Source organism: Nitratidesulfovibrio oxamicus (genome assembly GCF_015731765.1).
GTDB classification, from domain to species: Bacteria; Desulfobacterota; Desulfovibrionia; order Desulfovibrionales; family Desulfovibrionaceae; genus Cupidesulfovibrio; species Cupidesulfovibrio oxamicus.
Map to the genome: position 1 here is coordinate 1 of NZ_VRYY01000220.1, position 19,099 is coordinate 19,099.

Sequence of the window (19,099 nt, forward strand, 5' to 3'; positions counted from 1 at the left end):
GTGGAATCGGCCCTGCGCGACAACCAGGGCGTGGTGGCCGCCCGCGCCGGACGCGATGCGGCGGAAGAAGGGCGCAAGTCGGCGCGCGGGGCGTTCGGCCCGGCCGTGTCCACCTCCTACGGCTACAACCGCCTGAACGAGAAGCCCCGCTCCATGTCGCGCGAACTGGACGACGACACCTACACCTGGGCCGTGGGCGTCAGCCAGCCGCTGTTCACCGGACTGCGGCTGTTGTCCACCTATCAGAAGGCCGCGCTGGAAACGGAGCGCCAGGCACTGACGCTGGACAAGTCGCGCCTGGATCTCGTGGTGCAGGTGCAGGAAGCCTTCCTGGCCTACCTGAAATCCGGCGAGAACGTGCGCAGCGCGCGCGACGCCCTGAGCCGCCTGCGCGAGCAGGCCAAGGTTACCCGCGCCTTCTACGACGTGGGGCTGCGCCCGCGCCTGGACGTGCTGCAGGCCGAAGTGGACGTGACCAACGCCGAATCGCTGCTGATCACCGCGGAAAACAACCACGCCACCCAGCGCGCCCGGCTGAACACCCTGCTCACCCTGCCCGTGGGCAGCGACACCGCCTACGTGGGCACGCTGGTGCCCGTGGGCTTCGACATGACGCTGGAGCAATGCCTGGAACGCGCCTACCGCAACCGGCCCGACGTGCGCATAGCGGGCAAGGCCGTGGAAATCGCGGGCAGGGACGTGCGCATCGCGGACAGCGGGCTGTACCCGCAGGTTTCGGCCAACTTCAACTGGGCCACGGACGGCGATCATCCGGACGTTTCGGGCAGTACCCTCAGCCCCACCGGGTTCAGCCAGTGGTCCACGGGGCTCAAGGCCGAGTGGAGCGTGTTCGAGTGGGGCAAGACGTGGTACTCCGGCCAGCAGGCCCGGCAGGTGGAAACGCAGGTGCGCGCCGAAGAGGCCAACCTGCACCACGAGGTGGCCTACGAGGTGCAGTCGCGCCTGCTGACCCTGACCGATTCCTCCAAGCGCATCGCGGTGGCCACCAAGGGGCTCACCCAGGCCGAGGAGGCCTACCGCGTGGCCGTGGCCCGCTATCAGGCCCAGGTGGGCACCAATACCGACGTGCTGGACGCCCAGGCCAAGCTGACCGCCGCAGAGGCGGCCCTGACCGGGGCCAAGGCCGAATACCTCGATGCGCTGTCCAAGCTGTGGGCGGCCATGGGCGAGTTGAAGCCTTCCCTCGTGGACGGGTAGGGCGTTGCCGGAGGCCGACGCCGCCACAAGGCGGACCGGCAGCCGGATGCGCGGCGCATTTCAGGGCCGCCGGGGCAAACCCGGCGGCCCTGTTGCGTGCGCGGCACCGGATTTGCGGCGTGCTGCGCCATTTTTCGCGCAGGGGCTTGACACATATCCGCATAAACAGTAATCATTACCAATAAACAACGTGAGGTCCACATGACCCAGCAACAGCAGACGCGCATGACCAAGCAACGCATGGTCATCCTGGAAGAATTGCGCAGTGTGCACAGCCACCCCACGGCGGACGAGGTATATGGCATGGTCAGGCAGCGCCTGCCGCGCATCAGCCTGGGCACCGTGTACCGCAATCTCGACCTGCTGGCCGAATCGGGCGACATTCTGAAACTGGAGTCGGCCGGGTCGCAGAAGCGCTTCGACGGCAACGTCACTCCCCACCAGCATGTGCGCTGCACCCAGTGCGGGCGGGTGGGAGACGTGATGGAACCCGTGCGCCTGCCCGATATTTCGGGTGCCCGTGCCCCCGGCTTCATCGTCCTTTCCGGGCGCATCGAGTTCGAAGGGGTATGCGAGACCTGCGCTTCGAAGAACTGAGCCGTCGCATCCCCCGCGTCCCGTCCCGCTGGCGGCATGACAACATCTTGTGCCAAGGGCGTGGGGATTGTACGTTCGTACAGTGGATCCTGGCATGGCTTTACGATACATGGCGTCCATCAGCGCGGTTTGAGCGCACGAACCGGTCGGGGGCGCGCCGTTCGCGTCCGGAGCAGGACGTGCCGGTCGGTTGCATCCGCCCGCCCGTCTCCGCATGGTTCGCACCGTGTGCATGGCGCCCGGCATGGCATGCAGCCCGCACTTCAAGCCCCGGCACGGTGCCCAGCCCGTTCTGCCCGAACCATTCTGGCCAGGCCATTCTGCCCAGACCCGCGCCACGGTTCCGGCGGCCCCGCCCCGCAGGCGGGGTGCCGGTGACATTTTACGGCGCATGTGGCCGCGCGGCCCGGCGCCATCAGGCTACCCCTCCATTCATCCGGAACACAACGACAACTCAAGGAGCAGTCATGAAAGCCCTGAAAGGCACCAAGACCGAACGCAACATCCTGACCGCCTTTGCCGGCGAATCGCAGGCCCGCAACCGCTACGACTATTTCGGCGCCCGCGCCAAGAAGGACGGTTTTGTCCAGATCGCCGACATCTTTGCCGAAACCGCCAGCCAGGAAAAGGAACACGCCAAGCGCCTGTTCAAGTTCCTCGAAGGCGGCGAGGTGGAGATCGTGGCGGCCTTTCCGGCGGGCGTCATCGGCGATACCCACGCCAACCTCATCAGCTCGGCGGCGGGTGAAAACCACGAGTACACCGAAATGTACCCCTCGTTCGCGCGCATCGCCCGCGAGGAAGGTTTTGACGAGATCGCCAAGGTGTTCATGAGCATCGCCGTGGCCGAAGAATTCCACGAGCGCCGCTTCCTGGGCTTTGCCAAGAACGTCAAGGAAGCCCGCGTGTTCGTGCGCGAATCGTCCGTGGTGTGGCGCTGCCGCAACTGTGGCTACCTGCACGAAGGCACCGAGGCCGCGCACCTGTGCCCCGCGTGCGCCCACCCGCAGGCCCACTTCGAACTGCTGGGCATCAACTGGTAAATTGTTGCGTCCGGGCGCGGGCGGCATGCATCGTGCGTGCGCCCGCAAACCGGCGTGACGGGCGCAGCGGGCGCGAGAGGCCTGTCACGACTGGCATGCCTGACAGGCACTGCCCGCGTGGCCAGCGCGCCAGAGCAGAAAGCGGGGGCCGAACTCCGGGGGGAAGGAGGCACCATGGCCGATCCCAGGGACATGTGGCGTTGTCAGACCGTCAACTGCGGCTATGTTTACGACCCCGACCGGGGCGACCGGAAGGGCAAGGTGCCGCCGGGCGTCCGCTTCGAAGACCTGCCCGACACCTGGCACTGCCCGGTGTGCGGCGGTACCAAGCGGTGTTTCCGGCCCATGGCCGGGCCCGGATCAACGGAGCAGCCCAACTGCGAACTGCCCACGGACAAGTAGAGTCTGACAGGCAAGGCCTGCCATGCAAGATATGACAGGCAAGGCCGGGCTGCATCCTTGGCGGGCCGCGCCCGCAGGACGTTGCCGATCAACGCACTGAACACCCCGCCGGAACATTATGTTCCGGCGGGGCTTTTCGTGTTCTGGCATGGCTTCCCGACAGCAGATTGATAATCATCGCGGCCCGGCGCCCTCCCTCCTACCATGGCCCAGGCCCGGAAATCCTGGGGAGGACAAGCAGCCCGGCGCGCCCGCGCGGGCGGACCATGACGCGGCCTTGCCGCGAGGAGGTTGCATGGGTGACGACATGAGACCGGCCACCGTTGCGCGGTGGCGACCACGGACTGCGTTGGCGGTGGGGCTGGTGCTGATGGCATGGATGGCCGTATCGCCCTTGCTCCCGGCCCGGGCAGGCACGGCCTTGCCGACGCCCAAATCGGGGGCGGCCCTGGCGGCCCAGGTGGCCGACGGCAAGCGGCTGTTCGCGGAACACTGCGGCAGTTGCCACTCCGTGGGGACGGCGGGCAACGACATCCTGCCCCTGACCGGCCACGTGTCCACCCTGGGCATGGAGGCATACATCGAAGGCCAGGGCAAGGTGCTCGAACACATGCCGCCCTTTGCCGGGACGCGGACCGAACGCGACGCCATCGCGGCCTATGTGGCCGTGGGGCTGCACGGCAAGAAGCCGGACCGCTTCGACGAGGTGCGCATCCGGCCCCTGCGGCACGAGGTGCCGCCCTTCGATCCGGCCGCGTCGGCCCATGTGCTGCTGGCGTGGAACACCCTGGGCATGAAGTGCATCACCGATTGTGACGTGGCCTATCCCAACCTGCCGCCCGGCAACGCGCTGGTGGCCATGCTCATCCGCAGGGGAAGCGGCGACGGCATGGGCGAGGGCAGGCCGCGCATCGTGTCCGAAGGGGTGCAGTTGGCCTACGCCGCCCCGCCGGACATGCGCCGTCCGTCCACCCAGGTGGAATACTGGAAGTACGCCAAATCCATTTCCGGCAAGGAACTGCCCCCGGATGTGTCGGTTACAGGCAAGGGCATGCTGGGCACCATGGACCTCAACCCCAAGACAGGCGCGCTGGAGGCAGTCGGCATACCCCTTACACCGTACACCGACACTGGCGGGCTGAACCCGTACCCGGTGTTCTCGGTGCTGGCGCGCGATGCGACATCGGGCCGGGAACTGGCACGCACCGGCGCCGTGCTGCCCAACGGCACGGAAATGAGCTGCTGGCGCTGTCATGGCGGCAGTTGGGGCAAGCTGGGGGTAACCGGCATTTCGCCCGTGACGGCCCGCTCCATCCTGGCCACCCACGACAAACGCAACAAGACCGACCTGCTGGCCCGGTCCGATGCGGGCGTGCCCGTGCTGTGCCAGTCGTGCCATCCCGACCCGCTGCTGAACGCCAAGGGACGCGAAGGGGTGGTGAACCTGCCCGCCGCGCTGCACGGCTTTCATGCCAACTACCTGGCCGGGCGCGGGGCGGAGGTCTGCTCCTACTGTCATCCCGACAGTCCCATCGGCGTTACCCGTTGCCTGCGCGACAGCCATTCCGCCAAGGGCATGACCTGCGTGACCTGCCACGGCCATCTGGAGGACCACGCCGTTTCGCTGCTGAAGCGCGAGGTGGAACTGGGCAAGCCCGCCGCGTCGGGGCTGCTGCGCAACCTGACGGCGCAGGGACCGCAGGGAACGGAGGCGATCCTGCCGCGCACCCCGTGGACCCAGGAACCGGACTGCATGACCTGCCACAAGGATTACGCACGGCCCACCATGCCGGTGAGCGCCTTCAACGTGTGGACGGAAGGCGGGCCGGGACTGTACCGCAACCGCATGGACGCCACCGGCAAGGTGCCGTGCATCGCCTGCCACGGCAGCCCCCACGCAACCTACCCCAGCCGCAGCGATTACGGGGCCGGGCGCGATTCCATCCAGCCCTTCCAGTACCAGAAGGTGGACGCGCCCATCGGCGCGCGCGGCAACTGCATTGTCTGCCACGGCCCCACGGCCCGGCTGGACGCGGCCATGTCGCCGCATCATCCCATGCGCTGATTCCCTGCTCCGGCGTACATGCGCCGGAGCGGAATCCGGCGCGGACGCAACGAAAGGGGCCGGTCCCACGGACCGGCCCCTCTTGCCTCTGCATCCTGCCGCGCCGCGTGCAGGGCACGCCGTGCGATCGCCCTGCTACTTGCCCATCTGGCGGGTGGCGAATTCCAGCATCTTGCGCGCCTCGTCGAAGTCCGGCTTCAGTTGCAGCGCGGCCGAGGCGGCCTTGGCCACCTTGTCCCACTTGCGCCAGTCCACGTACAGGCGGCCGATGTTGAAGAACAGGTTGGGGTCGCGCCCGGTGTACTGGGCGGCCTTGAAATAGTACTTTTCCGCCACGTCGAACTTGCCCATCTTGCGCAGGGCCATGCCGATGCGGTTGTACAGGTGGACGGATTCCGGACTCTGGTCCAGGGCCTGGGCCAGGTAGTCGAAGGCTTCCTCGTACCGGCCCGCCTTCAGGAACCGCTCGCCGATGTCGCCCTTCAGGGCCGGGTCGTCGCTGAATTCCACCACCAGTTGCCGGAACACGCCGTTGGCGGCGTCGTAGTCCTTGTCGTCCAGCAGCTTCTGGCCGCGGTCCAGTTCGGACTGCTTGCGGGCCTCCATGGCCTTGATGTGTTCCTGCGCCTCGTTCACGGCGGCTTCGTTCACCGCCTTGACCAGTTCGCGCACGGTGTCCAGCACCTGGCGTTCGGCGCCGGGCTTGTAGTCGATCTTGAGCGGAAAGACCTTGCGCAATTCCGGGTCGTTGTCGAGGTAGGCAGAGGCGTCGGCCAGCATGCGCTCGAATTCTTCGCGCTCGGCCTTCATCAGCGGGTTTTTCAGCACCAGCACCAGCGCCTCGTGAAAGGACTGGGCGGCAGGCATGACCTTGCCCTGGCGCAGCAGGGAGCGCACCTGGGTAAGTAGTTGTCGTGCCTTGGTGAGGTCGTTGGACATGCATCGCCCCCGGGGTGGCGTGGCGCGTAAAGGGGCAAGGGCCCCCCAAGCGAAGGGGCGCGGCGTGCCTGTACCGCGCCCCCTGAATTCAGGCTGTTGCAATCCCGGTCGTGAGCCTAGCGGCCCACGACCTCACGCACCATGCCCCTGAACCGTGCAAAGAAGTACCGGCTGTCGGTGGGGCCGGGGCTTGCCTCGGGGTGGTGCTGCACGGCCAGTATGGGCTTGGTCTTGTGGGCGAACCCTTCCAGCGTGCCGTCGTTCAGGTTCACATGGGTTATTTCTACGTCGGGCACGCTCTCTATGTCCACGCAGAACCCGTGATTTTGCGAAGAGATTTCGATGTGCCCGGTCACCAGGTCCTTGACCGGGTGGTTGCACCCGTGGTGGCCGAACTTCAGCTTGTGGGTGGTGCCGCCAAGGGCGTGCCCCAGAAGCTGGTGGCCAAGGCAGATGCCCGCCACCGGCATGCGTTCGGTCATCACGCGGATTTCGCGTACTTCGTCGGCAAGGGTGGCCGGGTCGCCGGGGCCGTTGGACAGGAACACCGCCTCGGCCCCGCTGGCCGCCACCTGCATGGCCGTGAACGACGGCGGCACCACCAGCAGGTCGAAGCCCTGGTCTGTGAGCAGGCGCAGGATGTTCCACTTGATGCCGTAGTCGTACACCACCAGGCGCGGGCCGGGGCCGGGCCAGGCGTAGGCGCCGTCGGCGGCCAGCTGCACCGGCTGCGGGCGGGTGCCGTCCCAGCGGTAGGGCGCGCCGGGGGCCACCCTGGTGACCAGGTTCTGGCCTTCCATGGTGGGCAGGGCGCGGGCGCGGCGCACCAGCTCCTCGCGGTCGTCCGTCTCGGTGGAGATGATGCCGCGCATGGCGCCGTTGATGCGCAGGTGCCGGGTAAGGGCGCGGGTGTCGATGCCCTCTATGCCCATCACCCCGTGCTGCGCCAGGTAGTCGGGCAGCGACATTTTTGCCCGCCAGTTGGAGGGCGTCTTGCAACATTCCTTGACGATGAAGGCTTCCACATGGACCTTGCCGGATTCCATGTCCTCGGCCGTCACGCCGTAGTTGCCGATGAGAGGGTAGGTCATGCAGACCATCTGCCCGGCGTACGAGGGGTCCGTCAGGACCTCCTGGTAGCCGGTCATCCCGGTATTGAAGATGACCTCGCCGCCCGATTCGCCGCGACCGGTGAACGAGCGCCCCTCAAGTACGAAGCCGTCTTCCAGGGCCAGGAAAGCTCTCATCCTTCGTTCTCCCCAAGCAGGTTGATGATGATGCCGATGTCTTCGGGCCGGTCCACTCCGTGGGTACGGAAGGTGGTGCGTACGACCCGGATGGGAATGCCGTTTTCGAGCAGCCGCAGCTGTTCCAGTTTCTCGCGCCGCTCAAGGAAAGAGGGCGCCAGTTGCGTGAAGGCGCGCAGCGCCTCCAGCCGGAAGGCGTATAATCCGACATGCCCGAGGTATTCCGGCCCGGAATGGTCCGGGCCGGTTGCCGCATCGCCCGCCGGTGCGCCGCCGTCCCGTGCGAAGGGGATGGCCGCGCGCGAAAAGTACAGTGCGTCGCCGTTGGCCGCCGTGACCACCTTGACCCGGTCGGGGCTGGCGGCTTCCGCCGCGTCGATGACCATGGCCAGGGTGGCGACGCGCACCCGCGCTCCGTCCCCTGCGGCGGCGAACGGGGCCACCAGCTGGCTGAGCATGCGCGGGTCCAGCGCGGGCTCGTCGCCCTGGATGTTCACCACCACCGCGTCGTCGGGCAGTCCCGCCGCGCCGGACGATTCCAGATCCCTGCCCAGCAGGCAGGCCGCCTCGTACACCCGGTCGGTGCCGCTTTCATGGTCGGGCCGGGTCATGACGAAAGGCACATCCAGCCGTTGTGCGGCCTGCGCGATGCGTTCGTCGTCCGTGGCCAGCACCACCTTGCACAGTTCCGGGCAGCGGGCCGCGCGCTGGTACACATGCCAGAACATGGGCATGCCCGCGATGTCGGCCAGCGGCTTGCCGGGAAAACGGGACGAGGCGTAGCGTGCGGGAATGATGCCGTAGCAGGTGGGAAATGCCGTCATCTCGTCAGGTGGCCCTGCGGCTTGTGGTTGGGGTGCGGAGACATTGGGGTTATGCTCCGGGCGCGAAACTTCAGGACAATAACCGAAAATATCAGGCCGGGAAAGCGTCTTGTGCGGATTGTCGCATCAGTCCGGAATGGCTGACGAAAATGTAAAACAGCCAGGGTTCTCGCGCAACGCCGCCACTCTCCCCGTTTCGTGGCCGTCCCGCAGGGCCCCGCCCCGGCGGTTGACCGCTCTCCTCAGGTGTAGCATAACTCCGCTTCTCGCGCGGGCAAGGCCCGCCCCCCTTTTTTGTCGCGCCGCCCCTGTTTTCGTGCCGCGAGCCGTTGCGCGCCCCCTGGCCGCCGCCCGTGCCCGCGCGGGTTCCGTACCCGGTCCGACAGGGCGCTGCACATTCCGGGCATTCCCCATCCCGACGTTCATCGGTCATCGCCAGTAGACCGCCAGACCCCTTCCAAGGACCATTGCCGTGAGCAGCAGACTGGAACGCGAGGCCGCGCGCCGCCGCACCTTTGCCATCATCAGCCACCCCGACGCGGGCAAGACTACCCTGACCGAAAAGCTGCTGCTGTTCGGCGGGGCCATCCAGATGGCCGGCTCGGTCAAGGCCCGCAAGGCCGCCCGCCACGCCACCTCGGACTGGATGGCCATGGAGCGCGAGCGCGGCATTTCCGTGACCACCTCGGTCATGCAGTTCCCTTACCGCGACCGGGTGGTGAACCTGCTGGACACCCCCGGCCACCAGGACTTTTCGGAAGACACCTACCGCGTGCTCACCGCCGTGGACTCGGCGCTGGTGGTCATCGACGCGGCCAAGGGCGTGGAGGCCCAGACCCGCAAGCTGATGGACGTGTGCCGCATGCGCTCCACCCCGGTCATGACCTTCGTCAACAAGATGGACCGCGAGGCGCTGCATCCGCTGGACGTCATGGCCGACATCGAGCAGCACCTGCAGATCGAGTGCGCCCCCATGACCTGGCCCATCGGCATGGGTTCCAGCTTCAAGGGCACCTACGACCTCCTGCACAAGCAGCTGCACCTCTTTTCCGCCACCCACGGCGGGCGCATCCAGTCGGGCATCGTCATCCACGGCGCGGACGACCCGCAACTGGACGAGTACCTGGGCGACCAGGCCGAGCAGTTGCGCATGGACCTTGCCCTGCTGGAAGAGGCGGGCACCCCGTTCGACGAGGAACGCTACCTGAAGGGCGAACTGACCCCGGTGTTCTTCGGCAGCGCCATCAACAACTTCGGCGTGCGCGAGATGCTGGACATGTTCGTGGAATTCGCGCCCGGCCCGCAGCCCCGCCCCGCCGCCACCCGCGTGGTGGAGCCCGGCGAGGAGGCCTTCACCGGCGTGGTCTTCAAGATACAGGCCAACATGGACAAGGCCCACCGCGACCGCATGGCCTTCCTGCGCATCTGTTCCGGCACGTTCACGCGCGGCATGCGCCTGAAGCATCACCGCACCGGCAAGGAAGTGACCGTGGCCAACGCCACCATCTTCATGGCGCAGGACCGCACCGGCGTGGAAGAGGCCTTTCCCGGCGACATCATAGGCATTCCCAACCACGGCACCATCAAGATCGGCGATACCTTCACCGAGACGAAGGAAGTGCTGAAGTTCGTGGGCATTCCCAACTTCGCGCCGGAGCATTTCCGCCGGGTGCGCCTGAAGAACCCGCTGAAGGCCAAGCAGTTGCAGAAGGGGCTGGAGCAGCTGGCCGAGGAAGGCGCGGTGCAGTTGTTCCGTCCGCTGGTGAACAACGACTACATCCTGGGTGCGGTGGGCGTGTTGCAGTTTGACGTGATCGTGGCGCGGCTGGCCGACGAGTACGGCGTGGACGCCGTGTACGAGGGCGTGAGCACGCATACGGCGCGCTGGGTGTACTGCGAGGACAAGAAGATATTCGCGGATTTCCAGGACTATCATCGCGGCGAGCTGGCCGTGGATGCGGAAGGTGCGCTGGCGTATCTGGCGCCCAACCCGTGGCGGCTGGAATCGGCCATGGAGCGGTATCCGAAGGTTGAGTTTCGGACTACGCGCGAAATCAGCTAGTTTTTTGCGGGGGAGGGACCCTTTTGGAAAAGGGTCTCCTCCCCCGCGCCCCCTCCCCCCAAAACTTTCAATTGTCTTTAGGCACGCCCCGTGTGTTGAAAGCGGGCATTTCGGGGCAGCCCACGGTTGGTTTTGTGGTTGCGGGAGGCGTTCGGAAACGGACGTTGCCAGTCCCCACAACGCATGAAGGCCCGGCATATGCCGGGCCTTCATGCGTGCTGGGGAAAGTGCGGGAAAAGTAAAGGGGAATGCGCGCGGGGCGCTAACGGCTATGCCGTCCCCGTGGTGCCGCCCGTGCCGTGGCCCGTGGCTCCTCGTTTTTCGCGGTAGCGGGCCACCTGCCGTTCGATGGCCGCGAACAGTACCTCGCGGTTCACCGGCTTGGGCACGAAGTCGTCCATGCCCTCGGCCAGGAAGCGGTCGCGGTCGCCCTGCATGGCGTGGGCGGTCAGGGCGATGATCGGCACGTCGGCCCAGGCCGCCCCTTGCGCCGCCGCCTCGCGGATGCGGCGAGTGGCTTCCAGTCCGCTGACCACCGGCATCTGCACGTCCATCAGCACCACATCGAAGGGGGGGCGTTGCATTCCGCCGTCCGCCCTTGGGCCTGCCCCGGCACCCGGTGCGGCTTCCGTTCCGGCATCTGGCCCGCCCGCCTTGACGGCGTTCGTGCCGGTTTCGTCGGGTCTGCCCGTCCCGCCGTCGGGGGCGCAGCCCCCGCGCAGTCGGTCCAGGGCCTCCTGCCCGTCGATGGCCAGGTGCACCTCGTAGCCGCGTTCCTGCAGGAAGAAGCTCAGGAATTCGCGGTTCAGGTCGTTGTCTTCCGCCAGCAGCACGCACAGGGGGCGGGCCGCCTCCTGACCGTCCTGTTCCTTCGGCCCGTGATGGCCGCTGGCCGCCTGCGCTCCCTGTCTTCCCGGTGTGCCATGTTTCGGAAGCCCCGGAAGTGCCGTGAAATCCGGATGGTCCGCCAGATTCGGGCTGGTCAGGCGCAGGTCCGTGGGGTCGGCGGCGCCCTGCGGCGCGTCCTTGTCGATGGGCAGGGTGAACCAGAACCGGCTGCCCTGGCCGGGCGTGCTGTCCATGCCGATGTCGCCGCCCTGCAAGCGCACGATGTGCCGCGAGATGGCAAGGCCCAGGCCGCTGCCGCTGTGCCGCCGGGTATGCGAGCCATCCGCCTGCGAGAAGCTTTCGAAAAGCCGGGGCAGCTTGTCCGTCGTGATGCCGGGGCCGGTGTCGTGCACGGTGAAGCGCAGGCAGCCGCCGGGCCGGGGGCACCGGGCGTTGCGCCGCACGTCCACATGCACGCTGCCCGTGTCGGTGAACTTCACGGCATTGCCCGCCAGGTTCACCAGCACCTGGCGCAGCCGCAACGGGTCGCCCTGCAACCGGGCGGGTACATCCGCGTCGATGTGCACGGTAAGCGACAGTCCCTTGCGTTCCGCCTGCACGGCCAGCGGCGCCAGCGCATCGCTCACGGCGGCGCGCAGGTCGTACTCCACCTGGTCGAGGCCCAGCCGCCCGGCCTCCATGCGCGAAAAGTCCAGCAGGTCGTTGATCACGTGCAGCAGCCCTTCGGATACGTTGCGGATCATGGAAAGATAGCGGGTCTGTTCGTCATCGCGGTCGGCAGGCGTCGTTTCGTGCAGGCGTGAAAGGGCCACGTCCACGATGCCCAGGATGCCCGAAAGCGGCGTGCGCATCTCGTGGCTGATGTTGGCCACGAACTGGCTCTTGAGTTCGTTGGCGCTTTCGGCTTCTTCCTTGGCCCGTTGCAGGGCCTGTTCCGCCTCGTACAGGCGGTTGATGTCCTGGAAGGCGCCGCGCGCCCGCACCGGCCTGCCGTCCGGCCCGCGCTGCACCACGGCCTTCATCTGGCCCATCATCCGCCGCCCCCTGGCCGTCAGCAGGGGGATGTTGTCCCAGAAGACGGATTCCGGCTCGTCGGCGGGTTGGGTGATCATCCGTTCGAACTGCGCCACGTAGTCCGGGGCGTACATTCGGCAGCCCTCCAGCGGGCGGGGCAGCGGCGTGCCGGGCTCCACCTCGAGCAGGGCGTACAGCCCCGGCGACCAGTAGGTGGCCGTATCGTTGGCGATGTCGAAGTCGAAGCTGCCGATGCCCGCGATGAGCTGGGCCTCCAGCAGGCGGGCCTCGCTGTCGCGCAGGGCCTGCTCCGCCTCGTGCAGGGCGGTGATGTCCTGGAAGGTGCCCCGGATGTGTTCGGGCAGGCCGTCTGCCCCGTGGCGCGCCATCAGGTGCAGGCGGCCGAAGCCGCGCTGTCCGGTGGCGGTGACGTAGGGGAACGAGCGCAGCACCGTGGTTTCCGGCCTGTCCGCAGGGGTTGCCAGGAACGCTTCGAACCACGGGGCGGTTTCCGGCGCGTGGCGGCGGAAGGCCTCGCCGGGGACCAGCGGGCCGGCGTGCGGGTCCAGGTCCAGCAGGCGGAACAACCCTGGTGACCAGAAGGCCTCGTCGTCGCGCAGGTTGACGGAAAAGCTGCCCATGCGGGCGATGAACTGCGCCTCGTTGAGCCGCGCCTCGCTGTCGCGCAGGGCCAGTTCGGCCTCGCGCAGGCTGGTGATGTCCTGAAAGGTGCCCTGGGCGTGCTGGGGCAGGCGATCCGGCCCGCGCGTGACCCGGCAGCGGAATTGCCCCCAGCCCTGCCGCCCCCCCAGGGTGCGGTAGGGAAAGACGCGTTGCAACTCTGTCACCGGCTCGTCCGACATGGTGGCCACGTGCTCGTGGTACCAGTCCAGTTCTTCCGGCGCGTGGGTGGCGAACACCTCTGCCGGGGGCGGGGGCGGCAGGGCGGGATCGTGGCCGAGCATCTCGTACAGCCCGGCGGACCACACGAACGCCCCGGTGTCCATGTGCAGTTCGAAGCTGCCCATGCGGGCGATCTGCTGCGCTTCCTGCAGGCGGGCCTCGCTGTGGCGCAGCGCCATGCGGGCCGCCTCTCGCTGGGTGATGTCCTGCAACACGGCCATGCACCGGGCGGGCAGGCCGGTTTCGCGATCCTCGTGCAGGGGGCGCAGGCGCACCTCGTGGACGCGTTCGCCCACGGCCATGGTGAAGGTGACCTCGGTACCCGTGAGGGCCAGTTGCAGCTGTTCCTCGAAGGGCAGCGCCACCTGAGGGGGCAGCACATCGGAGGGGCAGGCTCCTTCCAGCCGCTGGCGAGGCATCAGCAGGCCGGCCAGCCCCAGCCCGTCGGCCAGCAGGCAGCGCATGGCCCCGTCAAAGAGCATGATGGCCCCGCCGGGATAATTTTCGGCCAAGGTGCGGTAGCGGGCCTCGCTGTGGCGCAGCGCGGTCTCCGCCCCCAGCCGCTGGCGGCGCTGGCGGCTGGCCGACCAGGCCAGCAGCGAGACGGCCATGCACAGGGCCAGGGACATGGCCACGTTGGCCACAGTCTGCCTGCGCCATCCGGACAGCACCAGTTCCAGCGGGGTATGCATGGTCATGCGAAAGGGAAAGTCGCGCAGTTGGTGCACCGCCACCAGCGCGTCGTCCGTTTCGATGATGCGCAGGCCGGGAACGATGATGCCCTTGCCGGGCGTGTCGTCGAGGGGGGAGCCGTTGAAGGATGGCGACACTTCCGGGGACAAGGCGGGGTCGGACGCCGTTTCGGCCTGACCGGGGGAAGGGGCGGAGCCGTCCCCCGTTGCGTCTGGCGTATCCGGCAGGGCGCCCTGGGCCCTGTCTGCCAAGCCGTCGGGCAAATCGTTGGGCCCGCCGCTGGCCGCGGCCACCGACGCACGCACGCAGGCCGCGTTTGCGCCGGATGGCCACACCATCAGGGGGGAGGTGTTCTCGTCGAGCAACGCGGAGCATTCCGCTGCGTCGGGGTCGTAGTCCTGATAGCGGTCGTGGAAGGACACCGGATTGACCAGGGCTGCCAGCACACCGGCAAAGCTGCCGTCCGGTCCGGAGACGCGGCGGCTCAGCAGCATTCTGGGCGGCATGCTGCGGTGCGGGCCCGTGCGCGGCGCTTGCAGCCGCAGCAGGTTGAAGTCGCGCAGCAGGTCGCGGTGAGCGGGCAGCGCCGTGCGTTGCAACTGGGGGATGGCAGCGGCGGGTAGGGCGCCGGTGGAGGTCAGCACGCGCCCGTCGGGGCCGAGCAGGGCCAGTTCGAGGACATGGGGGCGCAGCAGCACCAGCCGCTGGCGCAGCATGGCGTCGAGCGCGCGCAGGGTGGGTGGGGCGTGGTCGGGCGCGCTGCTGGAGATGTCGAAGGCCATGGCCGCCAGTGCAAGGTCCATGGCCTGCAGCAGCCCGCTCACATGCTCGCCCATCAGACGCAGTTGTCCTTCCAGGCGCAGGCGGGCCATGTCCATGTGCCGTTCGCGTTCGCGCAGCACGTGGGTGGCGCTTGTTGCCACCACCGCCGCCAGCACCACCAGCAGCACCCAGCCGAGCATGCTGTCGCCCAGGCGGCCCGGGGGGATGCGCAGGCGCGTTCCGTCCCCCTGCGCGGCAACGGGCTGTTGGAGGGGGGGCGATCCCTCGGGCGGTGGCGCGGGGGCGTCAGCCATGGCTGCGCCCTGCGGGGGGATCAGGAGGCGATGAGGGCGGGGCGGCGGCGCTGGTCGCATCCGCGGGGTTGTCCTGTCCCGTGACGTTTTCCGCCACGTTCTCCGCGGCATGCCCGCCGGTCTGGTCGCCGATCTGGCCACCGGTCTGGCTGTCGATCTGGCCCGCATCGGGCGCGACGGCCTTTCCGGCCTTGGCCAGGGGAGTGGCGGAGGTGTCCACGGGCAGTGCCATCAGCGTCTCGGTGTCTTCGAACAGCCGTTCAAGGATGGAGTTGGAAACCAGCATGCCGCTGCGGGTCAGCCGCAGGTAGCCGTCTCGGATGCGCAGCAGTCCTTCGCGGTGCAGCAGGTGCACCAGCCGCTTGTGATCACGCAGGAAGTCGCGCCCGGTCAGTTCACGGTAGGCCTTTACCCGCAGCCCGCGCGCCGTGCGCAGCCGCAGCATGATCAGTTCCAGCACCCGCGTCTGCGGGGTCAGCCGTTCGGCCTCGGTGCCCACGCGGCCCTCGTCCACCTGGCGGGTCCATGCGGCGTGGTCTTCCGGGTTGTTCCAGCGCAGGCCCCCCAGCGTGGACGCCGCCGACGGGCCAAGGCCAAGGTAGTCCTCGCCTTCCCAATAGCCCAGATTGTGGCGGCACTGGAAGCCCATGCGGGCGAAATTGGAAATTTCGTAGTGGATGTAACCTTCGGTTTCCAGCAGTTCCGCCCCGTCCATGAACATGGCGGCCTGGGCGCGCTCCGGGGGCAGGCCCAGCCTGCCGGTGGCGCAGTCGTCCTCCAGCGGCGTGCCCGGCTCCAGGGTCAGCCCGTAGCAGGACAGGTGGTCGGGCCGCAGCCGCACCACCTCTTTCAGCTGCTGCATCCACTGGCGCAGGGTCTGGCCGGGCAGGCCCCAGATCAGGTCCATGCCCACGTTCTGGAAGCCCGCAGCGCGCACTGCACGGAACGCGTCCAGCGCCTCCCGCGCGCGGTGCGGCCTGCCCAGGGTGTGCAGCATGGCGTCATCCAGGCATTGCACGCCCATGGACAGCCGGTTCACCCCCGCCTTCAGCAGGGTGCGCAGTTCCGACGGGCGGGTCAGCGATTCCGGGTTGGCCTCCATGCTGATTTCCGCACCCGGCTGCACCGCGAATGCCTTGCCCACCCGGTCCAGAATGGTGCCGATGGTGCGCGCGGGCAGCAGGCTGGGCGTGCCCCCGCCAAAGAAGATCGAGGTCACCGGCACGCCGCCCATGCGGTCGCCCCACAGGGCCAGTTCGCGCAGCAGCGTTTCCACGTAGTCGCGCACGGTCGACGCCGTCCCCATCTCCAGCGAGTGGAAGGCGCAGTACCGGCATTTGCGGCGGCAGAAGGGCACGTGGATGTACAGCAGCATGGTGGTGTTGTGTGACTTGAAGATGACGGGGCGCTGCCCCGTACCCCGCAAGGGGGCCGCGCGCTTTGCGATCGCCATCCGTAATGTTCGCGCGTTGCGCTCACATAACGGCTGCCGTCCCCTTGACCCTTTTTGCCGCCAGACCCCGCACTGCGTGCGGGGTCTGGCGGATACGGGGTGCGCTTCAGTAACCCCTGCTGAAAAGTTTGGGGGGATGGGGGGTACGGGAAGGAGCCCCTTTGCCTCAGCCGTTATGCGAGTCTTCGAGCATTACGGATGAGGACCGCAGAGCGTAAATGGTCCCTTCCCCCGGGAGTCTTTAAATATTTTCCCGTTCTTCCTTCACGCCCGCAACCTTGGCGAAATCGCGGGCAAAGCGTTCGGCCTCGCTGTACAGGCAGCCGCAGTAGTTCTGGCGGTGGATGCCCCATTCCCTGGACGTGTCGATGCCTTCCTGCCAGCCGGTGCGGAAGTCGCGGTACAGGAAGGGGGTGGGCACGTCCGAAATGGCGGCGGCTATGCCGTGTCCCACCTCGGCGATCACCTCGTGGCGCTGGCGGCGCGAGTAGAGCAGGCTGGTGGTGAAGGCGTCGTACCCGCCGCGCGCGGCAATGGAGTGGGTGCGTTCAAGGCGGGTGGCGTAGCACACCCGGCAGCGCACGCCGGGCTGTTCGCGCCAGGCCATCTGGCGCATCCAGGCGACGGGGTCGTACTCGGCGTCGCGCCAGATGACGGGCAGGTCGAGCCGCCGCGAGACCTCTTGCATGGCCTCGCGACGGCGCAGGTATTCCTGCACGGGGTGGATGTTGGGATTCAGGAACAGGGCCGTGACCTCGTGTCCCTCGTCGCGCAGCATCCGTACCGTGGCGATGGAGCACGGCCCGCAGCAGGCGTGCAGCAGGACGCGCATGGCGTTACCGGGCGGGCCTGATGTCGAGATGGACGCCGAACTGGCGTTCCAGGTCGAGCAGGCGTTCGCGCTTGTGGTTCAGCAGGTGCATGGCAAGCTCTGCCCCGGTCTCGAAGACGAAGGTGGGCGTGCCGTGCGGCAGCGAGCGCAGCTGGCGATGGATTTCGCGCAGGGCCTGCAGCGACTGCCATTCCATGTTGCGGCGCAGGCCGGAACCCTTGCAGCAGGGGCAGGTTTCCATGGTGATGGACAGCGCGGACGAGCCGGTGCGCTGGCGCACCACCTGAAGCAGGCCGAAGCGGCTCATCTTGCCCACGTCGTGGCGGGCGCGGTCGTTCTTCATGGCGTTGCGCAGGGTTTTTTCCACCTCGCGCCAGTGGTTGCGGTCGCGCATTTCGATGAAGTCGATGACCACCTGGCCGCCGATGTCGCGCAGCTTGAGTTGCTGGGCGACGGTTTCGGCGGCTTCCATGTTGGTGCGCAGGGCCATGGATTCGAAATTGGTCTTGCCCGAGATCTTGCCCGAGTTGATGTCGATGGCCATCAGCGCCTCGGTCTGGTCGAACACCAGCCGCCCGCCGGAGGGCAGGGTGACCTCGCGCGAGTATATCTGCTCCAGCTGGCGCTGGATGCCGAAGCGTTCCCACAGGGTGCGCGACTGCTGGTCCTTGTAGACCTTGACCAGGCTCCCCTTGCGCGGGAACAGCAACGAGGCGTAGTCCTCGATGAGCTGCGCGGTGTGCTCGTCGTCCACCCACACCTCGGCCACGTCGTCGCTGAGGTAGTCGCGCACGGCGCGAGAGGCCAGGTCCGGCTCCTTGTAGATGAGGCAGGGGGCGGATTCCTCGGTGCCCTTCTTGCGGATGTCCTTCCACAGGCGCTTCAGGAATTGCAGGTCGCGCTGCAGGGTGGTCTTGCTGGTGCCCGCGCTGACGGTGCGCACGATGACGCCAAGGCCGGGGCCGGGGTTCAGCCCTTCCAGCATCTCGCGCAGGCGACCGCGTTCCTCGTCGTCCTCGACCTTGCGGGAGACGCCGATCTGCTCGCGACCGGGGGTGAGCACCAGGAAACGGCCCGGCATGGACAGGTAGGTGGTCAGGAACGCGCCCTTGCTGCCGGTGGGTTCCTTCACCACCTGCACCAGCACCTCCTGACCGGCCTTCAGCACCTTCTGCATCAGCGGGTACTTCTTGCCCTTGGTGGCGTCGTGCGGGGTGTTGTAATATTCGGGGTGCACCTCGTCGATCTGGAGAAAGCCGTTCTTGTCGGCCCCGTAGTTGACGAAGGCAGCCTGGAGGTTGGTATCGACGTTGTTGATGATGCCGCGGTAGATGTTGCCCTTGGTCTTGGCCTGGTGGACCATCTCCACGTAGTATTCCTTGACCTGGTTCTCCTTGGCGCCTTCCTCGGCAAGGGCGACTTCCACCTGCTCGCCGGGCAGCACGCTGATGAACATCCTCAGCTTGCTCTTTTTCGTTGTCATGCAGTCCTCTGCGGAAAAAAGTGTAAAATTTCAAAAAATTTGCAACACGTTGCCGTGCCTGCGGCGCGCCCGGACGGATTCCCGGGGGATTCCGCGCGGGGTGCAGCGCAACCGGGGCGGTGCGGACGCGGGGTGCGCGTCTCTTCCCGAAACTGGGCGGGACTGGTGTGAACCGGGCGCGCATCGGCGCGCATCGGTGCGTCCCGCCTTTTCCGGGTCGGGCGTTGTGTTGCCCGTGCACTTCCGGTGCGGTGGAATGCCGTTCTGCGGCATTCCCTGCGGTGGCCCGTCTTGCGACACCCCCGGTCGGGGGGATCCCGGACGGGGGCCCCCAGACAGGGGCGGGCCGTTGCGTCGCCGCGACAGCGGCCGCCCGGCGCTACCCGTTGCGGGGTGAGC

The 19,099-nt window shown here is 67.6% G+C and carries 13 protein-coding genes; 6 read left to right on the forward strand and 7 right to left on the reverse strand.

Annotated features, from left to right (window positions below):
• The 5 genes from FVW20_RS08595 to FVW20_RS08615 form a co-directional block, all read left to right on the forward strand.
• Positions 1-1,218: TolC family protein (locus FVW20_RS08595; RefSeq protein ID WP_196609096.1), on the forward strand; the 1,218-nt coding region annotated here is incomplete at its 5' end.
• A gap of 225 nt (positions 1,219-1,443) precedes the next feature.
• Entirely contained in the window at positions 1,444-1,815 is a 372-nt protein-coding gene (locus FVW20_RS08600; protein ID WP_231038980.1) for a Fur family transcriptional regulator, read from the forward strand.
• A gap of 467 nt (positions 1,816-2,282) precedes the next feature.
• Positions 2,283-2,858, forward strand: a complete 576-nt coding sequence (gene rbr / locus FVW20_RS08605) for a rubrerythrin (RefSeq protein ID WP_196609098.1) — start codon at positions 2,283-2,285, stop codon at positions 2,856-2,858.
• 174 nt (positions 2,859-3,032) lie between these two features.
• Entirely contained in the window at positions 3,033-3,260 is a 228-nt protein-coding gene (locus tag FVW20_RS08610; protein WP_196609099.1) for a rubredoxin, read from the forward strand.
• A gap of 295 nt (positions 3,261-3,555) precedes the next feature.
• The gene (locus FVW20_RS08615) at positions 3,556-5,325 is read left to right on the forward strand and encodes a c-type cytochrome (RefSeq protein ID WP_196609100.1); all 1,770 of its coding nucleotides are present in this window, start codon (positions 3,556-3,558) and stop codon (positions 5,323-5,325) included.
• A gap of 135 nt (positions 5,326-5,460) precedes the next feature.
• On the opposite strand, the gene FVW20_RS08620 is transcribed toward FVW20_RS08615, so the two are convergent.
• From FVW20_RS08620 to kdsB, 3 genes are all read right to left on the reverse strand, one after another.
• Positions 5,461-6,264 (reverse strand): tetratricopeptide repeat protein, encoded by an 804-nt coding sequence (locus tag FVW20_RS08620; RefSeq protein ID WP_196609101.1) that lies wholly within the window; start codon positions 6,262-6,264, stop codon positions 5,461-5,463.
• Positions 6,265-6,380: 116 nt separating this feature from the next.
• Positions 6,381-7,511: a glutamine-hydrolyzing carbamoyl-phosphate synthase small subunit gene (carA, locus tag FVW20_RS08625; RefSeq protein ID WP_196609102.1), complete on the reverse strand. Its 1,131-nt coding sequence runs from the start codon at positions 7,509-7,511 to the stop codon at positions 6,381-6,383.
• Complete coding sequence (gene kdsB / locus FVW20_RS08630) at positions 7,508-8,335, reverse strand: 3-deoxy-manno-octulosonate cytidylyltransferase (RefSeq protein WP_196609103.1); 828 nt, start codon at positions 8,333-8,335, stop codon at positions 7,508-7,510. Before kdsB ends, carA begins: the two co-directional genes overlap by 4 nt.
• 472 nt (positions 8,336-8,807) lie before the next feature.
• Between kdsB and FVW20_RS08635 the strand changes: the two genes are divergently transcribed.
• Positions 8,808-10,397 carry a peptide chain release factor 3 gene (locus FVW20_RS08635; RefSeq protein ID WP_196609104.1) on the forward strand — a complete coding sequence of 530 codons (1,590 nt, stop codon included), beginning with the start codon at positions 8,808-8,810 and terminating at the stop codon, positions 10,395-10,397.
• A 269-nt stretch (positions 10,398-10,666) separates the two neighbouring features.
• On the opposite strand, the gene FVW20_RS08640 is transcribed toward FVW20_RS08635, so the two are convergent.
• The 4 genes from FVW20_RS08640 to FVW20_RS08655 form a co-directional block, all read right to left on the reverse strand.
• Complete coding sequence (locus FVW20_RS08640; protein WP_196609105.1) at positions 10,667-14,932, reverse strand: ATP-binding protein; 4,266 nt, start codon at positions 14,930-14,932, stop codon at positions 10,667-10,669.
• The gene (gene hemW / locus FVW20_RS08645) at positions 14,925-16,385 is read right to left on the reverse strand and encodes a radical SAM family heme chaperone HemW (RefSeq protein WP_372434979.1); all 1,461 of its coding nucleotides are present in this window, start codon (positions 16,383-16,385) and stop codon (positions 14,925-14,927) included. Before hemW ends, FVW20_RS08640 begins: the two co-directional genes overlap by 8 nt.
• Positions 16,386-16,626: 241 nt before the next feature.
• Positions 16,627-17,217 carry an epoxyqueuosine reductase QueH gene (locus FVW20_RS08650; RefSeq protein ID WP_196609106.1) on the reverse strand — a complete coding sequence of 197 codons (591 nt, stop codon included), beginning with the start codon at positions 17,215-17,217 and terminating at the stop codon, positions 16,627-16,629.
• Positions 17,218-17,221: 4 nt separating this feature from the next.
• Positions 17,222-18,700 carry an Rne/Rng family ribonuclease gene (locus tag FVW20_RS08655; RefSeq protein WP_190244932.1) on the reverse strand — a complete coding sequence of 493 codons (1,479 nt, stop codon included), beginning with the start codon at positions 18,698-18,700 and terminating at the stop codon, positions 17,222-17,224.
• Positions 18,701-19,099: the final 399 nt, after the last annotated feature.

Excerpts from the sequence above, each read along its gene's own strand:
- FVW20_RS08600 (WP_231038980.1), top strand. The coding sequence starts at position 1,444 with ATGACCAAGCAACGCATGGTCATCCTGGAAGAATTGCGCAGTGTGCAC.
- rbr (WP_196609098.1), top strand. The coding sequence starts at position 2,283 with ATGAAAGCCCTGAAAGGCACCAAGACCGAACGCAACATCCTGACCGCC.
- FVW20_RS08610 (WP_196609099.1), top strand. The coding sequence starts at position 3,033 with ATGGCCGATCCCAGGGACATGTGGCGTTGTCAGACCGTCAACTGCGGC.
- FVW20_RS08615 (WP_196609100.1), top strand. The coding sequence starts at position 3,556 with ATGGGTGACGACATGAGACCGGCCACCGTTGCGCGGTGGCGACCACGG.
- FVW20_RS08620 (WP_196609101.1), bottom strand. The coding sequence starts at position 6,264 with ATGTCCAACGACCTCACCAAGGCACGACAACTACTTACCCAGGTGCGC.
- carA (WP_196609102.1), bottom strand. The coding sequence starts at position 7,511 with ATGAGAGCTTTCCTGGCCCTGGAAGACGGCTTCGTACTTGAGGGGCGC.
- kdsB (WP_196609103.1), bottom strand. The coding sequence starts at position 8,335 with ATGACGGCATTTCCCACCTGCTACGGCATCATTCCCGCACGCTACGCC.
- FVW20_RS08640 (WP_196609105.1), bottom strand. The coding sequence starts at position 14,932 with ATGGCTGACGCCCCCGCGCCACCGCCCGAGGGATCGCCCCCCCTCCAA.
- hemW (WP_372434979.1), bottom strand. The coding sequence starts at position 16,385 with ATGGCGATCGCAAAGCGCGCGGCCCCCTTGCGGGGTACGGGGCAGCGC.
- FVW20_RS08650 (WP_196609106.1), bottom strand. The coding sequence starts at position 17,217 with ATGCGCGTCCTGCTGCACGCCTGCTGCGGGCCGTGCTCCATCGCCACG.
- FVW20_RS08655 (WP_190244932.1), bottom strand. The coding sequence starts at position 18,700 with ATGACAACGAAAAAGAGCAAGCTGAGGATGTTCATCAGCGTGCTGCCC.